Genomic DNA, 23,799 nt, shown 5'->3' with positions numbered 1-23,799 from the left:
TATGGATAAAAGCTATATCGCCATTGATTGGGGATCGACCAATCTGCGTGCTTGGCTTTATTTACGTGGTGAATGTGTAGATATGTTGCGCTCAGAAGCTGGGGTCACTCGCTTTAATGGGCAAAGTGCGCAGCAGATATTTCAGCAGGTTATCGCGCCGTGGCGCGAGCAGCAGCAACAGTATGACTTGCCAGTGCTGATGGCGGGCATGATTGGCAGCAATGCGGGTTGGATTTCAGTGCCTTATCTTGCTTGCCCAACCCGTCTTACGCAGGTATCGCGTCAATTAACTTGTGTGGCGGAGGCTGAGCCAATTCGGGCATGGATTATCCCCGGTTTATGTGTTGATAAGCCAGATAACCGCAACGTGATGCGTGGTGAAGAAACCCAACTGATCGGTGCGTATAGCGAACGGCCTTCATCAGTCTATTTAATGCCGGGAACTCACAGTAAATGGGTGCAAATGCAGGGTGACCAGGTCATGGATTTCCGCACTCTGATGACAGGTGAATTGCACTATTTGCTGCTGAATAATTCATTGGTGGGGGCAGGGCTGGAGGCTCAATTACCGGACAATACTGCGTTTATCGATGGCCTGACGCAAAGCTTTAATGACAGCAATATCATGCGTTGTCTGTTTGAGACGCGTGCTGCCCATGTGTTGGGTCGATTGAAGCGAACATCGGTCGGCGACTGGCTTTCTGGCCTGCTGATTGGCAATGAAATCGTGCAGATGCAGCAGCAATATCCGCTCGCTGCTGGTGAGTGTATTACGGTGATTGGCAATCCTAAACTGGTTGAGCGCTATACCCAAGGGTTAGAGATGGCTGGGATGCTTTATCAGGTGTTGGATGGCGATCAGGCTTTTCAAGCGGGAATCAGGAGTATTGTAAATGAAATGGAATACTAACATGCCATTGATTGGCATTTTGCGCGGCATCACACCGGCGGAAGTTCATGACCATGTGGCCGCTCTGCTTGATGCAGGCTTTGATGCGGTTGAAATTCCGCTGAATTCCCCACAATGGGAAGTGAGTATCGCGCAAACGGTCGCGGAATTTGGTCATCGTGCATTAATTGGTGCGGGCACGGTACTGAAACCCGAGCAACTGGATGTGTTGCATAGCATGGGCAGCAAGCTGGTGGTCACGCCGAACACCCAACCGGCGGTGATCCGTCGGGCTGTTGAGTTAGGCATGACGGTTTGCGCTGGGTGTGCCACCGCATCTGAAGCTTTCACGGCGCTGGATGCAGGCGCGCAAGCCCTGAAAATTTTCCCCTCGGTCTCTTTTGGTCCCGACTATATCAAAGCATTAAAAGCCGTATTGCCCCCTGAGGTGCCGGTGTTTGCCGTTGGTGGGATTACACCTGAGAATTTGTCTATTTATTTGGCTGCGGGTTGTGCTGGTGCTGGTTTGGGCGGTGACCTTTACCGCGCAGGCCAATCGGTATCTCAGACCGCACAACAAGCGGCTGCGTTTATTAAAGCCTTTAAGGATGCTACAAAATGAAAATTACCAAGCTAACCACTTACCGTTTACCCCCACGCTGGATGTTTCTGAAAATCGAAACCGATGAAGGCATTATTGGTTGGGGTGAACCGGTAATTGAAGGGCGTGCTCGTAGCGTTGAAGCTGCGGTACATGAGTTATCGGAATATGTTATCGGGCAAGACCCGGCGCGTATCAACGATATTTGGCAGACATTATATCGCGGCAGTTTCTATCGCGGTGGTCCTATTCTGATGAGTGCTATTGCCGGCATCGATCAGGCGCTATGGGATATTAAAGGTAAAGCGTTGGGAGTTCCGGTTTACCAATTATTGGGTGGATTGGTTCGCGATAAAATTAAAGCTTACAGTTGGGTTGGCGGTGATCGTCCGTCTGATGTGATTAGCGGTATTAATAAACTTACTGAGATTGGTTTTGATACGTTTAAACTCAATGGATGTGAGGAAATGGGCCTGATTGATAATGCCCGTAAAGTTGATGCCGCAGTAGCGGTCGTAGCACAAATTCGTGAAGCCTTTGGTAACCGTATTGAATTTGGTTTAGATTTTCATGGTCGGGTTAATGCGCCAATGGCAAAAATCCTGATTAAAGAATTGGAACCTTATCGCCCATTGTTTATTGAAGAACCCGTATTAGCTGAACAGGCAGAATATTATCCCCGTCTGGCGGCACAAACCCATATTCCTATCGCAGCAGGCGAGCGGATGTTCTCCCGTTTTGAATTTAAACGGGTATTGGCCGATGGCGGGCTGGCAATTATTCAACCTGACTTATCTCATGCTGGTGGCCTGACTGAGTGCTTTAAAATTGCCGCTATGGCAGAGTCTTATGATGTGGCATTAGCACCACATTGCCCACTTGGGCCAATTGCATTGGCGTCTTGTTTGCACCTTGATTTTGTCGCCCGCAATGCAGTCTTGCAGGAGCAAAGCATGGGGATTCATTACAACCAAGGTGCTGAGCTGCTGGATTATGTGATTAATAAAGACGATTTCAAAATGACCGATGGTCATTTCTATCCACTGACGAAACCCGGCTTAGGGGTAGAAATCAATGAGGAATTAGTGATTGAACGCAGCAAGAATGCCCCTGATTGGAGAAATCCGGTTTGGCGCTATCCTGATGGTGCCGTCGCCGAATGGTAAGTTGCCCTCGTTCGATTAATTAATAAATTATCTAATACAATTATCAGGGAAATAATCCTAACAAAGATAAAGCGTATATCAGCCGTTAAAAAACTATTTTCTTCCGGTTAATAATTCGGGTGGAAAAATAGAAATTATATTAAATAACAATTTATTGCGACCCTACACGCAGGAGTTCCCTTGCGCCCAAAATACGGTAATGCGACAGTGTTATCAGCAATTTGGGCAGGGAGCTTCGGCGTATATTAATCCGATTATAATTGGGATCATTACCATGGAAATGACCTTAGCTACTGCCCCAAGCAAAAGGCGCTATCTGACACTATTTATGATATTTGTCACGGTTGTCATTTGTTATGTTGATAGAGCCAACCTTGCCGTTGCTTCAGCCCATATTCAGGAAGAATTTGGTATCACCAAAACCCAGATGGGTTATATTTTCTCCGCTTTTGCCTGGACCTATACCTTATGCCAGATCCCCGGAGGCTGGTTCCTCGATCGCGTTGGCTCCAAAATGACGTATTTCATTGCTATTTTGGGGTGGTCAGTCGCGACCTTATTACAGGGATTTGCGAACGGGCTGGGCACCCTAATTGGTTTACGTGCGATTACCGGTTTATTTGAAGCGCCTGCTTTCCCAACCAATAACCGCATTGTCACCAGTTGGTTCCCAGAGCAGGAGCGAGCCTCGGCAGTTGGTTTTTATACCTCAGGTCAGTTTGTCGGCCTGGCATTTCTGACTCCATTACTTATTTGGGTACAGGAAGTCCTCAGTTGGCACTGGGTATTTATTATCACTGGGGGGATCGGCGTTATATGGGCATTGATATGGCACTTTGTTTATCAGCCACCACGTAAATCCAAAGGTATTAATCAGGCCGAACTGGATTACATTCAATCGGGTGGCGGTATTGTTGATGGTGATGCGGCGAGCGAGAAAAAAGCCCGAACCCCCATCACCGCTGCTGAGTGGAAACTGGTATTTAACCGCAAACTGGTTGGCGTCTATATTGGGCAGTTTGCCATAACCTCGACGCTGTGGTTCTTCCTGACCTGGTTCCCTAACTATCTGACCCAAGAGAAACATATCAGTGCGTTGACTGCCGGCTTTATGACCACCGTACCGTTTTTGGCGGCTTTCTTTGGTGTATTGCTCTCTGGGCTAGTGGCCGATCGCATGGTGCGCAAAGGCAAGTCCATTGGCTTTGCCCGTAAAACACCAATTATCTGCGGTTTATTGCTTTCTACCTGCATTATGGGGGCTAACTATACCAACGATCCGTTCTGGATTATGGTGTTAATGGGGTTGGCTTTCTTCGGTAACGGCTTCGCTTCTATTACCTGGTCACTGGTTTCATCATTGGCACCAGTGCGGTTGATTGGCCTGACGGGTGGCGTCTTTAACTTTGTCGGTGGGCTGGGGGGGATCACGGTTCCACTGGTGGTCGGTTATCTGGCACAGGATTATGGTTTTGCTCCTTCCCTGATTTATATCGCAGCAGTGGCATTTATGGGTGCACTCTCTTATATCTTCCTGGTCGGAGATGTAGAACGGGTGGGATAAACCCTGACTCTGCATGTCGCTGATAGTGGTGATATGCAGAGCATTTGACCAGAGACAGAGCACCGGGTGGTGATATAATTCGTATAAATGATTTAGCCTTCCGTATCACCGGAGCCAAGATGACCTGTCAGCAAGATGCCCCTTCACAAGAACAGCAACTCACCTTTGATCCTCGCGGTCATCAACTCACTAATATCAATGTCTGGACCCCTGATAGCCAATGGTTGGCCTATGATGTGCGGCCCAATGGTAGCACTTTTAGTGGCTTAACGATTGAGCGGGTTAATTGTATTACTGGTGATATTGAGGTGATTTATCGCGCTCAGCAGGGGGCGCATGTTGGTGTGGTGACGGTCAGCCCAGACTCACCCGCGCGTTATGTGTTTATCCACGGGCCAGAGCACCCGGATAGCCACTGGCACTATGATTTTCATCATCGGCGCGGTGTGATTGTGTCCGAACCGGATAGAGAGCTGGCGGTAACACTGGATGCGATGGATATCACCCCGCCCTATACCCGTGGGGCATTGCGTGGTGGTAGCCATGTCCATGTTTTCAGCCCAGACGGCAGCCGCCTTAGCTTCACCTATAACGACCATGTATTACATGAATTAGACCCGTTATTGGATTGTCGCAACGTGGGTATTGCACTGCCGCTGCATGGCGTGAATCCACCTAAACAGCATCCTCGTGAATATGATGGCAGCCATTTCTGTGTTTTGGTCAGTCACACCACGCCCATACCACAAGCGGGCAGCGACCAGATAAATCGGGCATACGAGGAGGGGTGGATTGGTACGCAGGGGTATCTTAAAACGGACGGTACCCGTCAGCGTTGGGCATTGGCCTTTATCGGCGACACCCTTTCAGCACAGGGCGAAAAAATCCCAGAAATCTTTATTGCTGATTTGCCCGAACATGACCGAGAGTATGCCCATGCCGGAACGATGCCACTTGAGGGGACGCAAAGCACGCTACCTGCGCCACCCGCAGGGGTGATTCAGCGGCGGCTAACTTACACCAGCGAGCGGCCTTTCCCTGGTCTTGCTACCAGCCCGCGTCATTGGTTGCGTTCATCGCCGGATGGCAGTGCCATTGCTTGTTTGATGAAAGATGATAGCGGTATCGTACAATTATGGCTGGTTTCCCCCAATGGTGACTCACTACGGCAACTGACATTCAGCGAGGGAGGGATTCAATCAGCATTTAGCTGGCATCCACAGGGCGGTAGTTTGGCTTTTGTCTGTGATAACAGTGTGATGCTCTGTGATAGCACCACCGGTCAACTGCGCCGTTTGACGGCTCGCAGTACGGTTGCGCCACTGGCGGATGCGGTGGTTTTTGCACCAGACGGTAATAAGGTAGCATTTATGCGGGAAATAGATGGGTGGGTGCAAATATTTACTGTGAATGTAAGCTAGGCCCCTTAGCTAATACGGTCAGGGGCTGGAGAGGCCACGAGCTGTGATTACTGTATCGGTGCACTGACAGTTTGTGTCGGTTGCTGATTTTGTGTTTCCGATTGACGGATACGCTCGCGCGGTGAGCTGGCCATTTTGTCTTCATTGTCTGAGCGCAGATAATCGTAGGGTAGGAGCAGGGTATCCATCACCGCAGAGAAGGGCAGATCTACTGCCAACAGGGGCCGTAGCGCCCAGCCGGTATTGTCATCTTTAAGCATCGCCACATTGGCTTCAGTGCCAGAGTAGTAGCCTTGACTGCTGCTGGTATGGGTCATAATGCTTGAGCAGCCACTAACGAACAGCAGAGAACAACCGGTAACAAAAGGGATAACTGTATTTCTCATTGTTGTACTCAGCTCTCATGATACCGTGATTAACTGACACGACACTATGTCAGGTTTTGTCGTAAATTGTTACACCCATTTACAGACACTTCCGATGGTCAAAGATTCAATCTTGTGGACTGATTTAACTTAAGTGTAAGTTATAACAGCTGATTTATCGAATATTAGTTTAATAAACATCCTATTGAGATTTTTCGTGTAAATTTTTTTTGATTTTACTCTTGAAAAAAACAAGACCGATACCATCTTATTATCAGGTCAGAGAGAATACGCCGATAGGGTATTCAGACCATTAGTCTGTCCATAGTGGAAGGCTTAATTAAAAATAGGATAACACCCTTGCTAATATATTTAGGAGGCAGTTTTTATGCGTAATTCCGAGCTTGCTCCATTGTACCGTTCAGCTATCGGTTTCGACCGGTTATTTAATCTATTAGAATCCGGCCAGAACCAAAGTAATGGCGGTTACCCTCCCTATAACGTCGAGTTGGTAGATGAAAACAACTACCGCATTGCTATTGCTGTGGCAGGCTTTGCAGAGCAGGAGTTGGAAATTGTTACTCAGGATAACATATTGATTATTCGAGGGTCTCATGCTGGTGAGCCTGTGGCTCGCACCTATTTATATCAAGGTATCGCTGAGCGTAACTTCGAGCGGAAATTCCAGTTGGCTGAGCACATTAAAATTAAAGGTGCCAACTTAGTGAATGGCTTACTGTATATCGATCTTGAGCGATTGGTACCAGAAAGTTTAAAACCGCGCCGTATTGAAATTAAGCAATCAGCTTAATATGTTTTTTCAATAATATGGCTAAGTCACATTATTAATAACTGAGCCAAGTCTGCCGTAATCGGGGACTGACCGGCTTTCTATTATCTCGCTTCTTAGAAGGAGTTATATTTATGCGTAATTATGATTTGTCACCTTTACTTCGTCAGTGGATTGGTTTTGATAAACTGGCCAGCTCAATGCAAGGCAGTCAGGATGCCCAAGGGTTCCCGCCATATAACATTGAGAAAACTGATGATAACCACTATCGCATCTCACTGGCATTAGCCGGATTTAAGCAGAGCGAACTGGATATCGAAGTAGAAGGCCCACGCCTGACGGTACGCGGTAAGCCCGCGCCAGTAGAAAAACAGGTTGAATACCTGCATCAAGGCTTGATACGTAAAGAGTTCTCATTGACCTTTACTCTGGCTGAGCATCTGAATGTAGATAATGCTCAGTTTGAAAATGGCCTGCTGCATATTGATCTGCTGCGCCAAGTGCCAGAAGCGCTGCAACCACAGCGTATTACCATCGGCAATGCTGCACCTGCGGAGCGTCAAGTATTAGATAGCCCGGCGGCAACCGAGCAAACTGAACAGCAGTAATTATGATGACCGGTACCTCTGCGTGAGGTGCCGGTATACCCTTCTTACTTAACGCCGCCGCTTTGTTAGCGGCGTTTTCTAACCGAGAGTTTCCCCGCTCTCCGGTGCATTTTGTGGTGTATCACACATTCAACCGTTCCCCCTTCTGACAGAATCCCTACTAATTATATGTCCGTCATTCTTCAAGCTGCATGTACGTTGGCTGCGTTCAATCACCCGAATCACTTACTCATGTAAGCTCATCGGGGTTCTCTCGCTTGCCGCCTTCCTGCAACTCGAATTATTTAGGATATAAGAATTTAAGGCTATGTATGACATTGGTGATATTTCACATGGCCGACCGGTTTTTAAACTTAGGCAAGGAAGTGATTTATGAGTGCTATCGCCCTTACCGTCAGTATGTTGGCGCTGGTCGCTGTATTGGGGTTATGGATCGGTAATTGGAAGGTCTATGGTGTTGGATTAGGTATTGGCGGGGTGCTGTTTGGCGGCATTATTGTGGGCCATTTTGCACAAACCTATGACGTTGTTCTTAATGGGGACATGCTGCACTTCATTCAGGAGTTTGGTCTGATTCTGTTTGTCTACACTATTGGTATTCAAGTCGGACCGGGGTTCTTCTCTTCACTGCGAGTATCGGGGTTACGACTTAACTGCTTTGCCATTCTGATGGTGATTGTCGGTGGGTTAGTGACTGCCATTATTCACAAACTGTTTGCCGTGCCGCTGCCGATTATTTTGGGGATATTTTCGGGGGCGGTGACTAATACACCGGCACTCGGGGCGGCACAGCAGATCCTTACTGATTTGGGGTCACCACCTCAATTGGTTAGCCAAATGGGGATGGGTTATGCCATGGCATACCCATTTGGGATTTGTGGCATTTTGCTGGTGATGTGGCTGATTCGTTTATTCTTTAAAATCAACGTCGATCGTGAGGCCAAAGAGTTTGATAGTAGCCACGGGCAGAATCGTGAATTGTTGCAAACCATGAACGTTGCGGTGCGCAACCCTAATCTGAATGGTTTGTCAGTACAGGATGTGCCGTTGCTCAATAGTGATGAGGTGGTCTGTTCCCGATTGAAACGTGGTGATTTGCTGATGGTACCGTTGCCCGCCACGGTGATTGAACTGGGGGACTATTTGCATTTGGTTGGTCAGCGTGAAGCTTTAGAAAAAGTGCGGCTGGTGGTGGGGGAAGAGGTGGACGTTACGCTTTCCACTGCGGGGACGGCGTTGCAAACCGCTCGGGTGGTAGTAACCAATGAAGCAGTATTGGGTAAGAAAATCCGTGACCTCAATCTGAAGCAGAAGTATGACGTGGCTATTACGCGCCTTAATCGTGCGGGTATCGAACTGGTGGCCAGTAACAGTGCCAGTCTGCAATTCGGTGACATTCTTAATTTAGTGGGTCGCCCAGAAGCGATTGAGGCGGTATCCGCTGTCGTGGGTAACGCGCAACAGAAGTTGCAACAAGTGCAGATGTTACCGGTATTTATCGGTGTCGGTCTGGGGGTATTGCTGGGGTCGATACCGCTGTTCATTCCTGGGTTCCCGGCAGCATTACGGCTCGGGCTGGCGGGTGGGCCACTGGTGGTGGCGTTGATTCTTGGGCGTATTGGTAGCATCGGTAAGTTGTATTGGTTTATGCCACCGAGTGCCAACCTGGCTTTGCGTGAACTGGGGATTGTGCTGTTCTTGTCAGTGGTCGGGCTGAAGTCCGGCGGTGATTTTATTAATACGCTGGTTAATGGTGATGGGCTGGCATGGATTGGTTATGGCGCGATGATTACCGGCATCCCGTTGCTGACTGTGGGGATTCTGGCACGCATGTTAGCTAAGATGAACTATCTGACGCTGTGCGGCATGTTAGCCGGGTCAATGACCGATCCTCCGGCGTTGGCATTTGCTAATGGCCTGCACCCAACCAGCGGTGCGGCAGCGCTCTCTTATGCCACGGTTTACCCACTGGCGATGTTCTTACGAATAATGTCGCCGCAGATACTCGCCGTGCTGTTCTGGACATTGTAATGGATAGCCGATTATCCTGCGTATAGGGTGTTAATACAGTGAGAACAGGCAGATCGTAAAGACGCCGTCAATCCATCCCGGGAGGCTCGAGCCGCGCCATCCCTGGCGCGGACGCTTTACTCTTCTGCCTATCCTCACCGTATAAAGACTAAGGTGATATTTTCCAAAGGAATAGCAAGTTACGCAATTTGCTGCTTAATAATCACTTCGCTTCTTGAAATGCCAGCTCAATCTCTTCGGCCAGAATTGCGACACCCTTTTCGATCTGCTCAGGCGCGGGCACATAGTTCATCCGCATGCATTGATGGGTGTGCGGCCAGTCATGTTCCAGACCTGGGAAGAAATAGTGGCCCGGTACCATTAGCACGCCACGTTTTTTCAGGCGCTGATAAAGTAGTTCGGTGCTGATCGGCAGCTCTTTAAACCATAACCAGAGGAAAATGGCACCTTCGGGTTTGTGGATCAGGCAGCGTTCGGGCGGCAGGTATTTACGCAGGATAGCGATAGTTTGCTGCACCCGTTCAAAGTAAAATGGCCGGATCACCTCATTGGATAAGCGCAACAAATCACCACGCTCAATCATTTCGGCAGCGATCGCAGGCCCCATACTGCCGGGCGATAAGCTGATAATGCCATTCATATTGGTGATGGCCGAAATCACTTTCTCATCGGCAATCACAATACCGCAGCGGGAACCTGGTAAGCCCAGCTTCGACAGGCTCATGCACAGGATGATATTCGGATTCCACAATGGCGTAGCATCAGTAAAGATGATACCGGGGAAGGGCACACCATAGGCGTTATCAATCAATAGCGGAATATCACGTTGCTGAGCTATTGCATCAAGGCGAATCAGCTCTTCATCGGTAATCACATTACCGGTAGGATTGGTTGGCCGCGATACACATATCAGGCCAATATCATCGGTAATATTGAGGTGATCGAAATCGACGTGATATTTGAATTGGCCTTCTGGCAGCAGCTCAATATTCGGCTTGGCAGACACGAACAGGTCTTCATCCAAACCTGCATCGGCATAGCCTAGATACTCCGGTGCCAGTGGGAACAGCACTCGACGGCGGCTGCCATCAGCATAGCGACCAGCGAATAAATTAAATAAGTAGAAAAATGCGCTCTGACTGCCATTTGTCAGTGCAATATTCTGTGGCTCAATTTGCCAGCCCAACTCCTCGCGCAGCATTTTTGCCAGCGCTTTCAGCAGCAAGTCTTTGCCTTGTGGCCCGTCGTAATTACACAGCGCCTCAGTCAATTGCCCGCGCTCCAGCATCTCCTGACACAGTTGTTGGAAGTAGGCATCCATCTCTGGAATATGTGCCGGATTACCGCCGCCAAGCATGATAGAACCTGGGGTTCTAAGGCCGTCGTTGAGGTCATCCATCAGTCTGGTAATACCCGCGTAGCGGGTAAATTTATCGCCGAAAAGTGAAAACTTCATAAATGAAAATTTATTGTTATCCGTAAGTGAACAAGTACCATACGCGTAGATAAAAGTGGGTGCAATGCGGAAAGATTTCTTCCTGCCGATGGAAAGTGTCGGCAGGGAGTGTTTTTGCGGGATAATATTCTTATTTACTCTTTCTTGTCTCCGACCCAAACCACCAGCACATTATCCCCCTGATACTGGCGACTAAAAGCATAATAATCATCAGTTTGTTGGGATTGTTGTACTCCGGCACCAATCGCCGGATGGCGAGCGCGGAACTGACTGACTTTTTGCCAGTGTGTCAGCAGCGCACCTTTGGCACCGGTGAGTTCATTCCAGTTCATATCTGATCGGGTGCCCTGCAACGGATCTGAACCCGTTGGGCCGAATTGCCGCCCACTTTCATCGCCATAGAAGATTTGCACCGCACCTGGAGCCAGCAGCAGCAGTGAGCCCGCCCGTTGCTGTTTCAGTAATGACTGCTGGGCATCATCTTTGAAGAATAATCGGGTATCGTGTGATGACAGGTAACTCAATACATTGAAAGCTTGCAGTTTTTCAGCCATTTGCTGATAGGTGCTATCAATAGAAGAGAAGCACGCTAGCGCTTGTTTTGCTTGATCCTGAAAATCAAAGTTAATCATCGCATCGAAGCCGTTTTGGTAGTAATCGCTCTTCATCACACCGTGGCCCCATGCCTCTCCGGCCATCCAGAACGGTAAGTTATCCAGTGCTTGAGAGGGATGGGCCGCTTTCCATTCAGCCAATGCGGCAGTGGTTTGTTGTTTAAGCTGTTGCCATGCCGGCTTCTCCACATGCTTGGCAGTATCAACCCGAAAACCGTCGATACCGTAATCGCGTACCCATTGGCTTAACCAATGAGTTAGGTAATCACGCGGCGTGGCTCCAGCAATTTCCCGCGCTGCGGTATCACGTTTATGCCGATAAAACACCGGTAAGCCGCTGGGGTGAGTCGATTCTGTTTTGATGTCCGGTAAGAAAGCTAATGACATGGTTAGGTCGTCATAACCCGGTGAGTCGTAATCGCCAATATCGGTGCGGATCCACTGCTTACCCCACCAGTTGTCCCAACTGGCTTTATCACCGAAGTTGATGTAATCATTAAAACTATGCCAAGTTTGCCCTTTGCCGGGCGTCCAGTCGGTCCATTTTTTACCCAGTGTTTTTTCCAGTTGGTCGCCTGGCAAATAGAGTGCCCCGAACTGGTAACTTTGCATATCCGCTAAAGTGGCGTATCCCACATGATTCATCACCACATCAAATAGAACACGAATACCACGTTTATGGGCCTGTTCAACCAGTTTATGTAAATCCTGTTCGGTCCCCATATTGGCATCCAGACGGGTCCAATCCAGCCCGTAATAGCCATGATAGGCATAATGCGGGAAGTCGCCTTTAGTACCGCCCCCGACCCAACCGTGAATCTGCTCCAGTGGCGAACTTATCCACAAGGCATTAACGCCAAGTTGTTGCAGATAATCAAGTTTCTCGGTTAAACCCGCCAGGTCGCCACCGTGGAATGTGCCAATTTCCTGCATACCATCGCCATGGCGGCCGTAGCTGTGGTCATTGGCGGGATTGCCATTTTTAAAACGATCCGTCAGCGCAAAATAAACAGTCGCATTTTGCCAGCTAAATGGCGCGGCATGTTGAGTTTGGGCTGATTCCAGTAGTAATAAACCACCGCTTTCGGGGGCCGGTTGTAGCGTGATTTTCCCCAGCGAGACTGTTGCCGTTTGGCCGGAATAGAAATCCCGTATCGTTTCGCCTTCAGCAAAGGTTTTGCTCACATCTACGGTAACAGGCAAGCCATTCCAGCGCTGGCAACTGTGGGTTACGACTTTTGCCACTTCCGCCACAGGTTCTGTGAGGCTTAAAGTGAGTGTCGGCGTCCCGCTGCGGATATCAATGCGCGCCTGATACTGGCCATCACGGAACAATCGCCACTGGATATCGGCTTGATTCTGACAGGGTTGCAGCGAAAACGTCTGGTTCAACTTCACCGGCCCGGTGGGCTGCCAGCACTGTTTATTCTGATAAAACTTGAGCGGATATTCCCCTTTAGTCAGAGTGCTATTACTGACAAAAATACCACTGTCCTGCTCGGTGAATACCGGGAAATGCTGGAGTGACCAGTTAGCCATCGCTGCCGGTGAGAGTAGTAGCAGCAAGGATATTTTGAGATGTTTCATGGCACATCTTCCTATTTTGGGCGCGAGGTTTATTCGGATTGAGGCTGGTTTAGTGTGCCGTTTGGTGAGGAAATAGCCTCATCCCTGAGTGGATTTTATGGGGAGGAGACGTGCGGAGGAGTGGGAATTGGCCTGCTAGCAGGCCAATGGGCGTGGTTAGGCTTTCTGCAAAACCTGCGGATTCACGCAGTTTTCCGTCACGGTACCGGTTAGCGCGGCGATCAGGTTATCCACTGCACAGGCAGCCATGTTGTAACGGGTCTCGGTGGTGGCGGAACCAATATGTGGCACGGCAACGACATTGCGCAGTGAGAGTAAGGGCGAATCTATCGGTAGCGGCTCTTGTTCAAACACATCCAACCCAGCGCCATGAATCGTGCCATCTTGTAGCGCGGCAATCAGCGCTGGCTCATCGACAACCGGCCCACGGCCCGCATTAATCAGAATTGCGCTGGATTTCATTTTAGCCAGTTGGTCACGGCCAATCATATGGTAGGTCTGCTCGGTCATCGGCAGCGTAATACAGAGAAAATCAACTTCAGCCAATAAGGTATCGAGAGAACAGCGACGGGCATTAAAGCGTTTTTCGGCTTCTTCATGTGGGCGGCGGCTGGTATACAACACCGGCATACTGAAACCGAAATGTGCCCGCTGGGCCAGTGCCATCCCAATGCGACCCATACCGAGAATGCCGATGGTTTTGTGATGGATATCAACACCATACCAATCATCGCCAATGCTACCTTGCCATTCACCGGCTTTCACCCGTTCAGCCAATTCAACCACTCGACGGGCGCAAGACAGCACCAAGGCCATCATGGTGTCGGCGACGGTTTCTGTCAGCACCGTTGGTGTGTGCATCAAGGCCACACCACGCTGGCTCAGGGCATCAACATCAAAGTTGTCATAACCGACAGAAATGGTTGAGGCAGCGCGCAAACGCGGTGCTAATTGTAGAAAGTCCTGATCGATTTTACCGCCGGAACCGATAAGCCCCTGTGCCTGTTGCAACGCAGACAATAGCTCTGGCTGATTATCAGGCGCTAAGCCATCAAAACTGTTTACGGTAAAATGTTGGGCTAAACGCTGATGCAGATCGCTGGGAATACTTTTGTACAGCACAATAGAAGGCTTCATCGCAAACTCCAATGACGTTACCCTTCATACTTGAAGTCGTAGGGGGTTAGCTTCATTCACTAATCCGAATCACTTGACTGTGTAAGTTCATCGGGGTTTGCATCACTTGATGCCTGCCCGCAACCTCAATTACTTTGGGTGGGTGAAATTTAAAGCCAGCATACCAGTGATCACTATTGTGGGATCAAGCGCTAATCACCTTCGTCATGTTACAACGCATGAAAACCAACCTGCGTTGGCAGGTCGGTGACGTCGAATTATTGTGCTTCGCTGCGGGCGGTATTTTTAGCCGTCAGGGTATGCGAACTGATGGCAGCGCAACGTAGTGCGGTAATAATCGCCAATGCGGGTGCGATGGCAAACAGAATAAACAGCCAATGGGCGGTATTTTCTGCCCCCGCTACTCCCCCTGGGGAATTAAGGCCAGAGAGGTTGGCTACCATGCCAGCCATCGCCGCACCGAGTGCGGTGGCAAACATCTGAACTGTGGTAATCGAGGCTCCGGCAATGTCTTTATCTTCTTCAGCAGCCACTTGCAGAATACGGGTCAGCAAATGTGGCCAGCCAAAACCGATACCAAAACCGACCAGTGTTAATGCAATAGCGATCGGCACCATATGTTGCCAACCACCGAGTGAACCGGCTGGCATCAAGATAGACAGTGCCACTAACCCCACTAGCACAATAATTGGGCCGCTGATAATCGCCCAGCGGACGCCTGATTTCTTCCAACCCGCGCTCATTACTTCAGAAAGGGTCCAGCCAGCCGCCATGGTGGCTGCAATATAACCTGAAATCAACGGTGACTGACCATGGAGGATTTGCAGGAAGTAAGGGACGAATATCTCACAGGTAATGCCGATCGCTAGCAGAGAAATGGTGATATAGAGTGCTGCCAGCGGTGAGTTAAGGCGCAATGCATCTTTTGGCAGTAGCCGAGAGGTGGCACGTGACTCGATGCGCAGTAACAACAGCAACAGTAAGATGGCAAACACCATACCCACCATGTTTATTAGGCCGCTACTGGCAATACTGCTGGCAGAAATAGTCAAAACAATCGCGGTTAATAACATCAATTGCGTGACGGGTAATGCCGACGCTGTCGTGGTATTGGATCGGCCCGCTGGCAGGATTCGCCAGGTAAAAATGGCATAAATAAGGGTGATGGGGAGTAGCGTCCAAAACGCAAAACGCCAGGCATTCATTTCAGCAAAGATGCCACCAATCGCAGGGCCAACCAGGGTAGCAACACCCCACATACCTGAAATCAGCGCCATTGCCCGCGGCCATAACGATTGTGGAAATACCAGATTAATCATGGCGTAAGAAAGGGCAAACAGGAAACCACCCCCTAAGCCTTGCACAGTGCGGCCCAGCAGCATCAGTGGCATATTCGGTGCCATGGCACATAACGCACTGCCGAGCATAAAGATTAGCGAGGCAAACAGGTATGCGCTACGTGGCCCGTAGCCACTGAGTAAGCGCGCAGAAAGGGCAGAGCCGAGGATCGAGGCGGTAACGAATAGCGTGGTATTCCAGGCGTACAAGCTCAGGCCGTCAATATCCAGCACCACGGACGGTAAAATGGTGGTGGCGATGTAGATATTGATGGCATGTAACACCACACCACCTGACAGGGCTATGGCAAAGGCCGCATTTTTACCGGAGAACAGGTCACTCCAACGGCTTGCATCATTTATTATCACGTTTCTATCCTGCCAGAAATCTGGTTGTTGAGTTGAGTTGATTTGGTGGTTACGATAAAATTAAACAAGTAAATTCTTGGAATAACTTAGGGCAGTTACTAATAATAAGTCAAGCATACGCTTGGAAAATGTTATGCTGGCATTGATTGATCAAAAATAAAAAACCTAGCAATGATACCGGGGAAGATATGAATATCGACCATACCACCAGTCAGCCACAATCGGTGGCGAAACGCCTACTGATGCTGCTTAAAACTCGTGGTCCGATGCAAGCGAGTGATGCCGGGATGATTTTAGGCACGACAGGTGAAGCGGCCCGGCAGCAATTCGTCAAATTGGCTAAGGAGGGGTTGGTGGTCTCCGAGGCGCAAACGCGCGGTGTGGGTCGGCCGATTCAATTATGGCAGCTAACCGAGGTGGGTAACGCGCAGTTCCCTGATACGCACAGCGAACTGACGGTACAACTCTTAGGTTTAATCCGTTCTCAATTGGGTGACAGCGCCCTTGAGTTGCTGATTGATAGCCGCGAACAGGAAACCCGCACTCAATATTGTCAGGCGATGGTGGGGGCAAATAGTGTGACCGAGCGGGTTGAGCGGCTGGTGGCCATCCGCAGCCGTGAAGGTTATATGGCACAAATGCAGCAGGAGGCTGATGGGTCACTCTTGTTGATCGAAAATCACTGCCCGATCTGTGCCGCAGCGGCCAGTTGCCAGGGTTTTTGTCGGGCGGAGTTAGCCGTGTTCCAGCAGGTGTTAGGGGTAGCGGTTGAGCGTGTTGAGCATATTCTATCCGGCTCGCGCCGTTGTACTTATCGCATTAGATTGGCGTCATTATGATGACCGATTGGCTGCTGTAATGAAAATGCGGATAAAGCCTGAGGCACTATCCGCAGAGAAAGTATTAAGAATCACAGCGGGCTTAAGGTGATTTCAACCCGGCGGTTTTGTGCTTTACCGGCGGCGGTGCTGTTGCTTGCGACCGGATTGTCCGGGCCTGCACCACTGGTGCGAATACGATTAGCGGCCACGCCCTGCACGATGAGTGCGCTACCCACGCTGTCGGCGCGTTGTTGTGAAAGGGTCATGTTATGAGCTCTGGCACCGGAGCTGTCGGTATAACCCGTCACATTGACGGCGGTTTTATCATACTCTTTCAATACCATCGCCACGCCGGTTAAGGTGTTGGCACCCGCGGGTTTCAGATTGCTGCTGTCAGTATCAAATGTGACATTATTTGGCATATTCAACACGATATTATCGCCCTGACGGGTGACACTAACACCGGTACCGTTCATTTTTTCACGCAGTTTGGCTTCCTGCACATCCATGTAATAACCGGCACCACCACCCAACGCGGCACCTGCTGCTGCGCCAATTAACGCCCCTTTGCCCCGATCGTGTTTCGATGATGACAACATACCAATGCCAGCCCCTAATGCCGCACCAATACCAGCACCGTAACCGGATTTTCCGGCTTGAGACTCGCCAGTATAAGGATTGGTAGTACAAGCGGAAAGCGTAAGCGCCACAGCAACGGCGGCCACCGTGGCCAGAATGCGTTTTTTCATTGAATTTCCCTTAAATGGCACTCTATTTTGGCGAAAAGATAGATAACGTCGCCCAATAGCAGATTAAAAAATCAGTAACCAGCATTAAGTCCTGTTGCTGGTTTTTATCTGCCATCGTTATCCGGTAAAAAGGGGGGGAATACCATTGAGAAAACTCTCATAGTGCTGTGGCGTTAGTCTAAATGCTGTGTTTGTCGGCAGAAAAAGCACAGAAAAGCGCTTTACTCGCTGCCGGGTATTTCAGGAAACCGTAAAAGTGTTAACTATCAAAACTCATCATGCTGGAAGCTGAGTTTTGTGGCTACTCGCGCAGCGGGCTGACTCGGGGTGCGAAAACGTAAAACTTTTACCCCATGTTGTTGTAGATAACGTGCCAGCCCGTGCAGTGCGGCGCTACCGGCCCCGCGAACACTTCCTTCATCATCAGGCAGCAGCACATAGTTGGGATCAGTCACAAAAAATTCGATGTAGTAGTTCTCGTGACTATTTTCAAAAGTCTCATCTCTGCGGGCTGCCAGAATGTTGACAATATCTCCTTGCAGCCGTATCGCCACGTACACATAGTTATTTTCGAAAGAGATCAATTCGCTATACAGGACGAAGTTGTTTATCCGCCCGGCTTCGATAGTGCGGTTATGTTCCGACCAGGGTTCGCTAGTTATGTGGTAATAGATGGGCGCCTCGTTATAAATGTCTGACCATGCGCCTACCGCCGCTAAGGCATCATCCATAAAGGCGGCATCGATATCTGGCCGTATCGGAATGGTGGTATCAAAAATATCGACATCAAAATATAAATCGGGGTGGGTGACCCACTGATCATTCTCAAGCACTCGTACGGTAGGCGGATCGGTGGGGTAATGATAAGAGGCTAAAGAGAGTGAATAGGTGCCTAATGGCAAGCGCTGTGCACCAGAGGGAGGGGCAGTAGCGGTAGGGTTATGTAGCAAATAACGTGCGTAATTTAATCTCGTATAATCAAAAGCCTGAGATAGTTGGCGGATGGTTTCATCTATTCCGAATTGACGAACAACTAACTGGACCTCATTCACCAGGCGACTTTCTGCTGCCGGATCACTGGCCGCATAGCCCGTGGTATCATTAGTATGGATTTGCATTAATACCCGGCGTAGAACATCCAGAGTCCAGTCGCGCAGTGAATCACCGAATAACAGCGTGAAATCGGCTAATACTCTTGCTACCCACAGTTGGCAGTTTAAATTTACGTCTCGGGGATAGCGCTCGGCGAGGATATTATCTATCGAGGTTTTACAAAATTGCGCCGCGGCGGGGAGTGTAAGAGCCTGATTATGTAGTTGGGTGTCGAGCTTGGTTAACATCAGTCCAGCGCTGTCACTATTTTCTGGGCGTTGTGGCTGTGGCTCAAGTAAGGGTGGCTTGGTGGTAATCACAACCGATTTATCTTTGTTATCATCAGAAAACCAATGTTTTACTTTACCCCACAGCGTATCGCCCTGATTGCAGCGGCTGTGAGTGACGTAATTATAAATCGCCAGCGCGGGAATAAAGGTACAACCCAATGTTCCGGCGGTATCCCGTTCGCTTCTGTGGTGCACAGGCTGAATATCTTCAGTGCTGGCAACCATCACTATTTGGTCGATGATCAGTGGCTGGCTGGCATTGTTATTAATGGTTAACCTTGCATCAAACTGGGAATTATTGAATGGGAAGGTGCCAAGTTCAATGGTGGGCGATAAGGCAATTTGTTCGGTTCCACGACTTTCCATATAATCTATCGCAATCCTGTTACTGTTCAAATGGAATGTCAGGGATAAACGATTGGCATCTGGGTGGAGATGGAAAACCAATGGTTCGTCACCAACCTGGCCAAAAATGGAAAGTTCTCTGTTAGATAACCATATGACTGGGGCTTGTGGTAAACCCACCATAAAGTCACTGGTATTATTAATATCGAAACTTAATAAAACCTGTTTGTTAGGGTGATTTATATTGTTCCAGTATGAGGCGAAAATTTTGGATAAAGGAAATTGCATTCGCTTTAAAATGATACAACGTTCACTACAGACTTTAAGGGGAGAATTAGCAACTATAACGCTGCTGATTTGATTATCCATATCCAAAGCAGCTAAATCACGCTGCCCGATTGACTCGGCTAAATTAAAGTAAGGCATATTGTAACTATCATTTTTATAGATGGTGGCGAACATGCCATTTGGAATGGAGATTGAGGATATACTGTCATTTCTAATAACCTCATCATCTTGATCGATAAAATCGATTCCTTGCTTATGAGATAAGCACATCGATTCTCCCTGAAAATCATCTTCATTATATAAACAAACCTTTGTGTTGTTTATTTGAGGGATATATCTGTTATTAGGTGATAAATGATTATGCTTAATGCAGTCGCGGTCCATTTCATGAGACATGGTCATCGGCGATAATATTATTAATGAAAGCAACATAAATTTATTAGTTATGACTTTTAATTTCATGGTTTTACCTCTATTCGTTTTCTCCGAAAAGTGGAAGGGGGGGAATATCAAAACTCATCATGTTTGAAGCCTAGTTTCATTTTTACTCGGGCAGAGGGTTGTGAAATAACGGTAGAACGTAGTGTTTTCACCCCCTTTTCTTTCAGATAACGAGCCAATTCATACACTGCTGCGGTACCTGCCCCGCGAATATTTCCCTCTGCATCTGGCGTTAGCACATTGCGCGGTGCGCTCACCGAAACATCGATATAGAACTCATCGTTAGCGTTCCCCTTCGCGGCCCCCAGCACGCTAACAATCTCGCCCTCAAGCCGCACCACCACAAACAGATAGTCATTACTGGTGTTTTCCAACTCGAGCAACAGCGAGGTACTGGTGGTGCGTGCGGCACTGATGGTGCGATCAAGGTCAGTTAGAGGATTGTCTTGCTGGTCAGTTTCTAATGGTGTGAAAAGATAAGTATTAAACCAATGGTCCATCACTGTGTGCGCACGAGTAATCGTTGATCTATCTGTGGTGCTGGCATCAATGATCTCCACCTCAAAATGTAAGTCGGGTCTGGTCACCCATGCATTACGCTGACGAATGCGGACGGTAGGTGGCTCGGCGGGATAGTGATAAGACTCCAGCGAAAGTGAATATTCCCCTAACGGAAGACTTTGTGCAGCGGCAGGTGATTGTGTGGCGTTGGGATTATGTTCGACATAATTGGCATAATTTAATTGGGCATAGCGAAATGCGCGGGTGATCTGCCGGATGGTTTCAGCCAAGCCCAATTGTTGGATAATCGCACGGACACCACTGACCAGATGACCCTCAGTGGCCTGATCGTTACCTGCATAGCCCGTCGTATATTGTTCATCAATCCGCGTGACGACATCCTGTAGTTGCTCTGGTGTCCAGTCCCGCACAGAATGACCGAATAACAGGGTAAAATCTGCCAAGACTTTTGATACCCAATGAGGGCAGTTTTCATCTGGGCTGCGGGGATAGCGCGCGGCGAGGAGATTCTCTAGCGAGGTTTTACAAAATCTTGCGCTGGCCGGTAATGTCAGGGCTTGATGATGTAATTGCGTATGAACTTTACTTAATATAAATGCGAGCGGGCTGGCTTGGTTATTGTTGTTTTCGCGGCGGGAGGATTGTGGCTCAAGTAAAGGAGTGTTGCCGGTAATCAAGACTACCTTGTCTTGATTATCATCGGAAAACCAATGTGATATCTGACGCCATAATTTATCCGCCTGATCACAATGGCTATGGGTAACATAATTATAAATCGCCAATGCGGGGATGAAGGTGCAGCCTAGCGTGCCTGCGGCATCCCGTACCTTTCTACTGCATCCACTATATTCAATGTTATCCGTTACGGCAGTATCAACTTGATATTTATCTTCAGAATATAAACAAACTTCTTTGATTTTAATGCCATCGGCAATGGCTAATTGGGAGGATGTTATTAAGAAAATTAAGGCTAATTGGATATTTAGCAATGTCCCTATCATATTAAATCCCTCACTTAATTCCCACAGGAAAATAGGCTCAGGAATAGAGTAATGCAATTATGGATTTGAACCGGTTATTAAAATTTGTCAGATGCAGGGAGAGTTAAAGCAGGGATGAGTTAAATGGGCGCTGCCAATGCAGGGTCAGGATAGTGTTTTTGGTCTCTGCATTATAGGTTTTCCCTACTACGGTAAAACCTTGTTTACGATAGAAGTGATAGGCACGCTGATTTCGTTGGTAGACCTCTAGAGTTAGCGCGCAGTAGCACTGTTGAACGTAATCCATCAACGCTTGCCCAATCCCCTTACCGTGCAAGGATTGGGTGACGAACAGCGCGCCGACCAGTTGTTCTTCGAGAATACTAATAAAGCCTGCAATGGGGTTAGCATCACCGGTAGTTTCCGCTGACAAATATAGCCAAGTGCGTGCCGCCGGGAGATAGGTATTCCGTACCAACGGGGCGCTCTCGTGCCAGTATTGTTCGGCCACAAAAGGATGCGCAGCAATGGTACTGGTCAGCCACAATTGCATCAGGTCATCGAGATCGCTTGGTTGGTAAGGTCGAATCATTTTACGGCGTTATCCGGGTGACAAAAACAGCTTGCCAGATGGTCGTTCACTAAACCGCTGGCCTGCATAAATGCGTAGCAAATGGTGGAACCGATAAATTTAAAACCTTTTTTTTTCAATGCTTTTGACATTGCATCTGATACGGGTGTGGTTGCGGGTGACTCCGCCAGACACCACCAATGGTTAATTTTTGGCTCGCCATCAACAAAACTCCAGATAAAGCGCGAAAAATCCTCACCGTTGGCTTCCATGGCCAGATAAGCCTGTGCATTGGTGATAATGGCCTGAATCTTACCGCGATGACGGATAATACCGCTGTCCAGCACCAGTTTTTCTACATCGTCTGGCCCCATTTTCGCCACACGCACCGGATCAAAATTATGGAAGCACTTGCGGTAGTGTTCACGTTTTTTCAGCACGGTTATCCATGACAGTCCGGCTTGTTGCCCTTCGAGGCAGAGCATTTCGAACAGCGCCTGACTGTCGGTCCGTGGGATACCCCATTCAGTGTCGTGATAAGCGAGATAGAGAGGATCAGAGGTGACCCAACCGCAGCGTTGTAGACTCATAACTCGTCTTCCTTTTTATTATCTGACTTAGCAGAGGATGATCGCTGTTCATTAGCTGATTAGCAACCTATCGACGGACTCTTTACCTTTGTTGGCGCAGAGCAGAATAATCAGTTGGAATACAGTGAAAGGCTCATTTTATCGACAAATCCATCTTGATTGTTGCATCTTGCCGGATTCTGGCTGTATATCTTACGGTCAACGGGTATACTGACTCATTCCATTTTAATCCACTTGTATCGCGTGCGAATCCAACATGCAAAAGTTTGATACCAAGACCTTTCAGGGCCTGATCCTGACGTTACAGGACTATTGGGCGCGCCAAGGCTGCACCATTGTTCAACCACTGGACATGGAAGTCGGCGCGGGTACCTCCCACCCAATGACCTGCCTGCGTGCACTTGGCCCAGAGCCAATCGCTGCCGCTTATGTACAACCTTCACGCCGCCCGACCGATGGTCGCTACGGTGAGAACCCAAATCGCCTGCAACACTATTATCAGTTCCAGGTGATCATTAAGCCTTCACCAGACAACATTCAGGAGCTGTATTTAGGCTCGCTGAGAGAACTGGGTCTGGACCCGACTATCCACGATATCCGCTTTGTCGAAGACAACTGGGAGAACCCGACCTTGGGTGCCTGGGGTCTGGGCTGGGAAGTGTGGTTGAACGGGATGGAAGTGACGCAGTTCACTTACTTCCAGCAAGTGGGCGGTTTGGAATGTAAACCGGTCACTGGCGAGATAACCTATGGTCTGGAACGTTTAGCGATGTACATTCAGGGTGTAGACAGCGTTTATGACCTGATTTGGTGCGACGGCCCGCTGGGCAAAACCACTTATGGCGATATTTATCATCAGAATGAAGTGGAGCAATCCACCTATAACTTCGAATACGCCGATGTGGATTTCCTGTTCTCCTGCTTTGAGCAGTATGAGAAAGAAGCTCAGTCGCTGCTGGCACTGGAAAACCCGCTGCCGCTGCCCGCTTATGAGCGCATTCTGAAAGCTGGCCATACGTTTAACCTGCTGGACGCCCGTAAAGCCATCTCGGTGACCGAGCGCCAACGCTATATTCTGCGCATTCGTACGCTGACCAAAGCTGTCGCCGAGGCTTATTATGCTTCCCGCGAGGCGTTGGGCTTCCCTATGTGCAAAAAGAATCAGAACTAAGAGG

At 48.9% G+C, this 23,799-nt stretch carries 20 protein-coding genes; 10 read left to right on the top strand and 10 right to left on the bottom strand.

The genetic code is table 11. The features are described from left to right. Nucleotide 1: 1 nt before the first annotated feature. The 5 genes from V2A84_RS18950 to V2A84_RS18930 all read left to right on the top strand — a co-directional run bounded on the left by V2A84_RS18950 (nucleotide 2) and on the right by V2A84_RS18930 (nucleotide 5,641). The gene (locus tag V2A84_RS18950; RefSeq protein WP_083161518.1) at nucleotides 2-910 is read left to right on the top strand and encodes a 2-dehydro-3-deoxygalactonokinase; all 909 of its coding nucleotides are present in this window, start codon (nucleotides 2-4) and stop codon (nucleotides 908-910) included. After that, on the top strand, nucleotides 894-1,511 hold the full coding sequence (locus V2A84_RS18945; RefSeq protein WP_050087293.1) for a 2-dehydro-3-deoxy-6-phosphogalactonate aldolase: 618 nt from the start codon (nucleotides 894-896) through the stop codon (nucleotides 1,509-1,511). Before V2A84_RS18950 ends, V2A84_RS18945 begins: the two co-directional genes overlap by 17 nt. Next, a complete protein-coding gene (dgoD, locus tag V2A84_RS18940; RefSeq protein WP_083161516.1) occupies nucleotides 1,508-2,656 on the top strand; it encodes a galactonate dehydratase in 1,149 nt (382 codons plus the stop codon). The genes V2A84_RS18945 and dgoD overlap by 4 nt, the downstream gene beginning before the upstream one ends. Nucleotides 2,657-2,930: 274 nt before the next feature. Further along, the gene (locus V2A84_RS18935) at nucleotides 2,931-4,220 is read left to right on the top strand and encodes an MFS transporter (RefSeq protein WP_102970574.1); all 1,290 of its coding nucleotides are present in this window, start codon (nucleotides 2,931-2,933) and stop codon (nucleotides 4,218-4,220) included. A 119-nt stretch (nucleotides 4,221-4,339) separates the two neighbouring features. Then, entirely contained in the window at nucleotides 4,340-5,641 is a 1,302-nt protein-coding gene (locus V2A84_RS18930; RefSeq protein ID WP_372568432.1) for a DUF3748 domain-containing protein, read from the top strand. A 47-nt stretch (nucleotides 5,642-5,688) separates the two neighbouring features. Here V2A84_RS18930 and V2A84_RS18925 read toward each other — a convergent pair whose 3' ends face one another. Then, nucleotides 5,689-6,027 (bottom strand): YceK/YidQ family lipoprotein, encoded by a 339-nt coding sequence (locus V2A84_RS18925; RefSeq protein ID WP_083161512.1) that lies wholly within the window; start codon nucleotides 6,025-6,027, stop codon nucleotides 5,689-5,691. A 367-nt stretch (nucleotides 6,028-6,394) separates the two neighbouring features. Here V2A84_RS18925 and ibpA point away from each other — a divergent pair, with 367 nt between their 5' ends. The 3 genes from ibpA to V2A84_RS18910 all read left to right on the top strand — a co-directional run bounded on the left by ibpA (nucleotide 6,395) and on the right by V2A84_RS18910 (nucleotide 9,435). Then, complete coding sequence (gene ibpA / locus V2A84_RS18920) at nucleotides 6,395-6,817, top strand: small heat shock chaperone IbpA (protein WP_372568433.1); 423 nt, start codon at nucleotides 6,395-6,397, stop codon at nucleotides 6,815-6,817. A gap of 113 nt (nucleotides 6,818-6,930) precedes the next feature. Beyond that, on the top strand, nucleotides 6,931-7,404 hold the full coding sequence (ibpB, locus tag V2A84_RS18915) for a small heat shock chaperone IbpB (protein ID WP_083161508.1): 474 nt from the start codon (nucleotides 6,931-6,933) through the stop codon (nucleotides 7,402-7,404). A gap of 372 nt (nucleotides 7,405-7,776) precedes the next feature. Then, on the top strand, nucleotides 7,777-9,435 hold the full coding sequence (locus V2A84_RS18910) for a putative transporter (protein WP_083161504.1): 1,659 nt from the start codon (nucleotides 7,777-7,779) through the stop codon (nucleotides 9,433-9,435). A gap of 202 nt (nucleotides 9,436-9,637) precedes the next feature. On the opposite strand, the gene V2A84_RS18905 is transcribed toward V2A84_RS18910, so the two are convergent. The 4 genes from V2A84_RS18905 to V2A84_RS18890 all read right to left on the bottom strand — a co-directional run bounded on the left by V2A84_RS18905 (nucleotide 9,638) and on the right by V2A84_RS18890 (nucleotide 15,929). Further along, complete coding sequence (locus V2A84_RS18905) at nucleotides 9,638-10,891, bottom strand: valine--pyruvate transaminase (protein ID WP_083161502.1); 1,254 nt, start codon at nucleotides 10,889-10,891, stop codon at nucleotides 9,638-9,640. Between the two features lie 134 nt (nucleotides 10,892-11,025). Beyond that, nucleotides 11,026-13,092: an alpha-amylase gene (locus tag V2A84_RS18900; RefSeq protein WP_083161500.1), complete on the bottom strand. Its 2,067-nt coding sequence runs from the start codon at nucleotides 13,090-13,092 to the stop codon at nucleotides 11,026-11,028. Between the two features lie 156 nt (nucleotides 13,093-13,248). Further along, nucleotides 13,249-14,229 carry a glyoxylate/hydroxypyruvate reductase GhrB gene (gene ghrB / locus V2A84_RS18895; protein ID WP_083161498.1) on the bottom strand — a complete coding sequence of 327 codons (981 nt, stop codon included), beginning with the start codon at nucleotides 14,227-14,229 and terminating at the stop codon, nucleotides 13,249-13,251. Between the two features lie 257 nt (nucleotides 14,230-14,486). After that, the gene (locus V2A84_RS18890; protein ID WP_193784851.1) at nucleotides 14,487-15,929 is read right to left on the bottom strand and encodes an MFS transporter; all 1,443 of its coding nucleotides are present in this window, start codon (nucleotides 15,927-15,929) and stop codon (nucleotides 14,487-14,489) included. A 194-nt stretch (nucleotides 15,930-16,123) separates the two neighbouring features. Between V2A84_RS18890 and V2A84_RS18885 the strand changes: the two genes are divergently transcribed. Then, nucleotides 16,124-16,774, top strand: a complete 651-nt coding sequence (locus V2A84_RS18885) for a helix-turn-helix transcriptional regulator (protein ID WP_083161494.1) — start codon at nucleotides 16,124-16,126, stop codon at nucleotides 16,772-16,774. A 71-nt stretch (nucleotides 16,775-16,845) separates the two neighbouring features. Here the strand turns inward: V2A84_RS18885 and V2A84_RS18880 are convergent, their stop codons facing one another. The 5 genes from V2A84_RS18880 to V2A84_RS18860 form a co-directional block, all read right to left on the bottom strand. Further along, the gene (locus tag V2A84_RS18880) at nucleotides 16,846-17,505 is read right to left on the bottom strand and encodes an OmpA family lipoprotein (protein WP_083161492.1); all 660 of its coding nucleotides are present in this window, start codon (nucleotides 17,503-17,505) and stop codon (nucleotides 16,846-16,848) included. Between the two features lie 266 nt (nucleotides 17,506-17,771). Continuing rightward, on the bottom strand, nucleotides 17,772-19,790 hold the full coding sequence (locus tag V2A84_RS18875; RefSeq protein ID WP_083161490.1) for an exotoxin A binding domain-containing protein: 2,019 nt from the start codon (nucleotides 19,788-19,790) through the stop codon (nucleotides 17,772-17,774). A 239-nt stretch (nucleotides 19,791-20,029) separates the two neighbouring features. After that, on the bottom strand, nucleotides 20,030-21,484 hold the full coding sequence (locus V2A84_RS18870) for a GNAT family N-acetyltransferase (RefSeq protein ID WP_083161488.1): 1,455 nt from the start codon (nucleotides 21,482-21,484) through the stop codon (nucleotides 20,030-20,032). A 103-nt stretch (nucleotides 21,485-21,587) separates the two neighbouring features. Further along, the gene (locus V2A84_RS18865) at nucleotides 21,588-22,055 is read right to left on the bottom strand and encodes an N-acetyltransferase (protein WP_083161486.1); all 468 of its coding nucleotides are present in this window, start codon (nucleotides 22,053-22,055) and stop codon (nucleotides 21,588-21,590) included. Continuing rightward, nucleotides 22,052-22,624 carry a DNA-3-methyladenine glycosylase I gene (locus tag V2A84_RS18860; RefSeq protein WP_083161484.1) on the bottom strand — a complete coding sequence of 191 codons (573 nt, stop codon included), beginning with the start codon at nucleotides 22,622-22,624 and terminating at the stop codon, nucleotides 22,052-22,054. The genes V2A84_RS18865 and V2A84_RS18860 overlap by 4 nt, the downstream gene beginning before the upstream one ends. 256 nt (nucleotides 22,625-22,880) lie before the next feature. Here V2A84_RS18860 and glyQ point away from each other — a divergent pair, with 256 nt between their 5' ends. After that, on the top strand, nucleotides 22,881-23,795 hold the full coding sequence (gene glyQ / locus V2A84_RS18855; RefSeq protein ID WP_005186828.1) for a glycine--tRNA ligase subunit alpha: 915 nt from the start codon (nucleotides 22,881-22,883) through the stop codon (nucleotides 23,793-23,795). Nucleotides 23,796-23,799 lie beyond the last annotated feature (4 nt).

The sequence above is a fragment of the Yersinia sp. 2553 StPb PI genome (genome assembly GCF_052217105.1).
Taxonomy (GTDB): Bacteria; Pseudomonadota; Gammaproteobacteria; order Enterobacterales; family Enterobacteriaceae; genus Yersinia; species Yersinia enterocolitica_E.
This window is presented reverse-complemented; position numbering and strand designations above follow the sequence as displayed.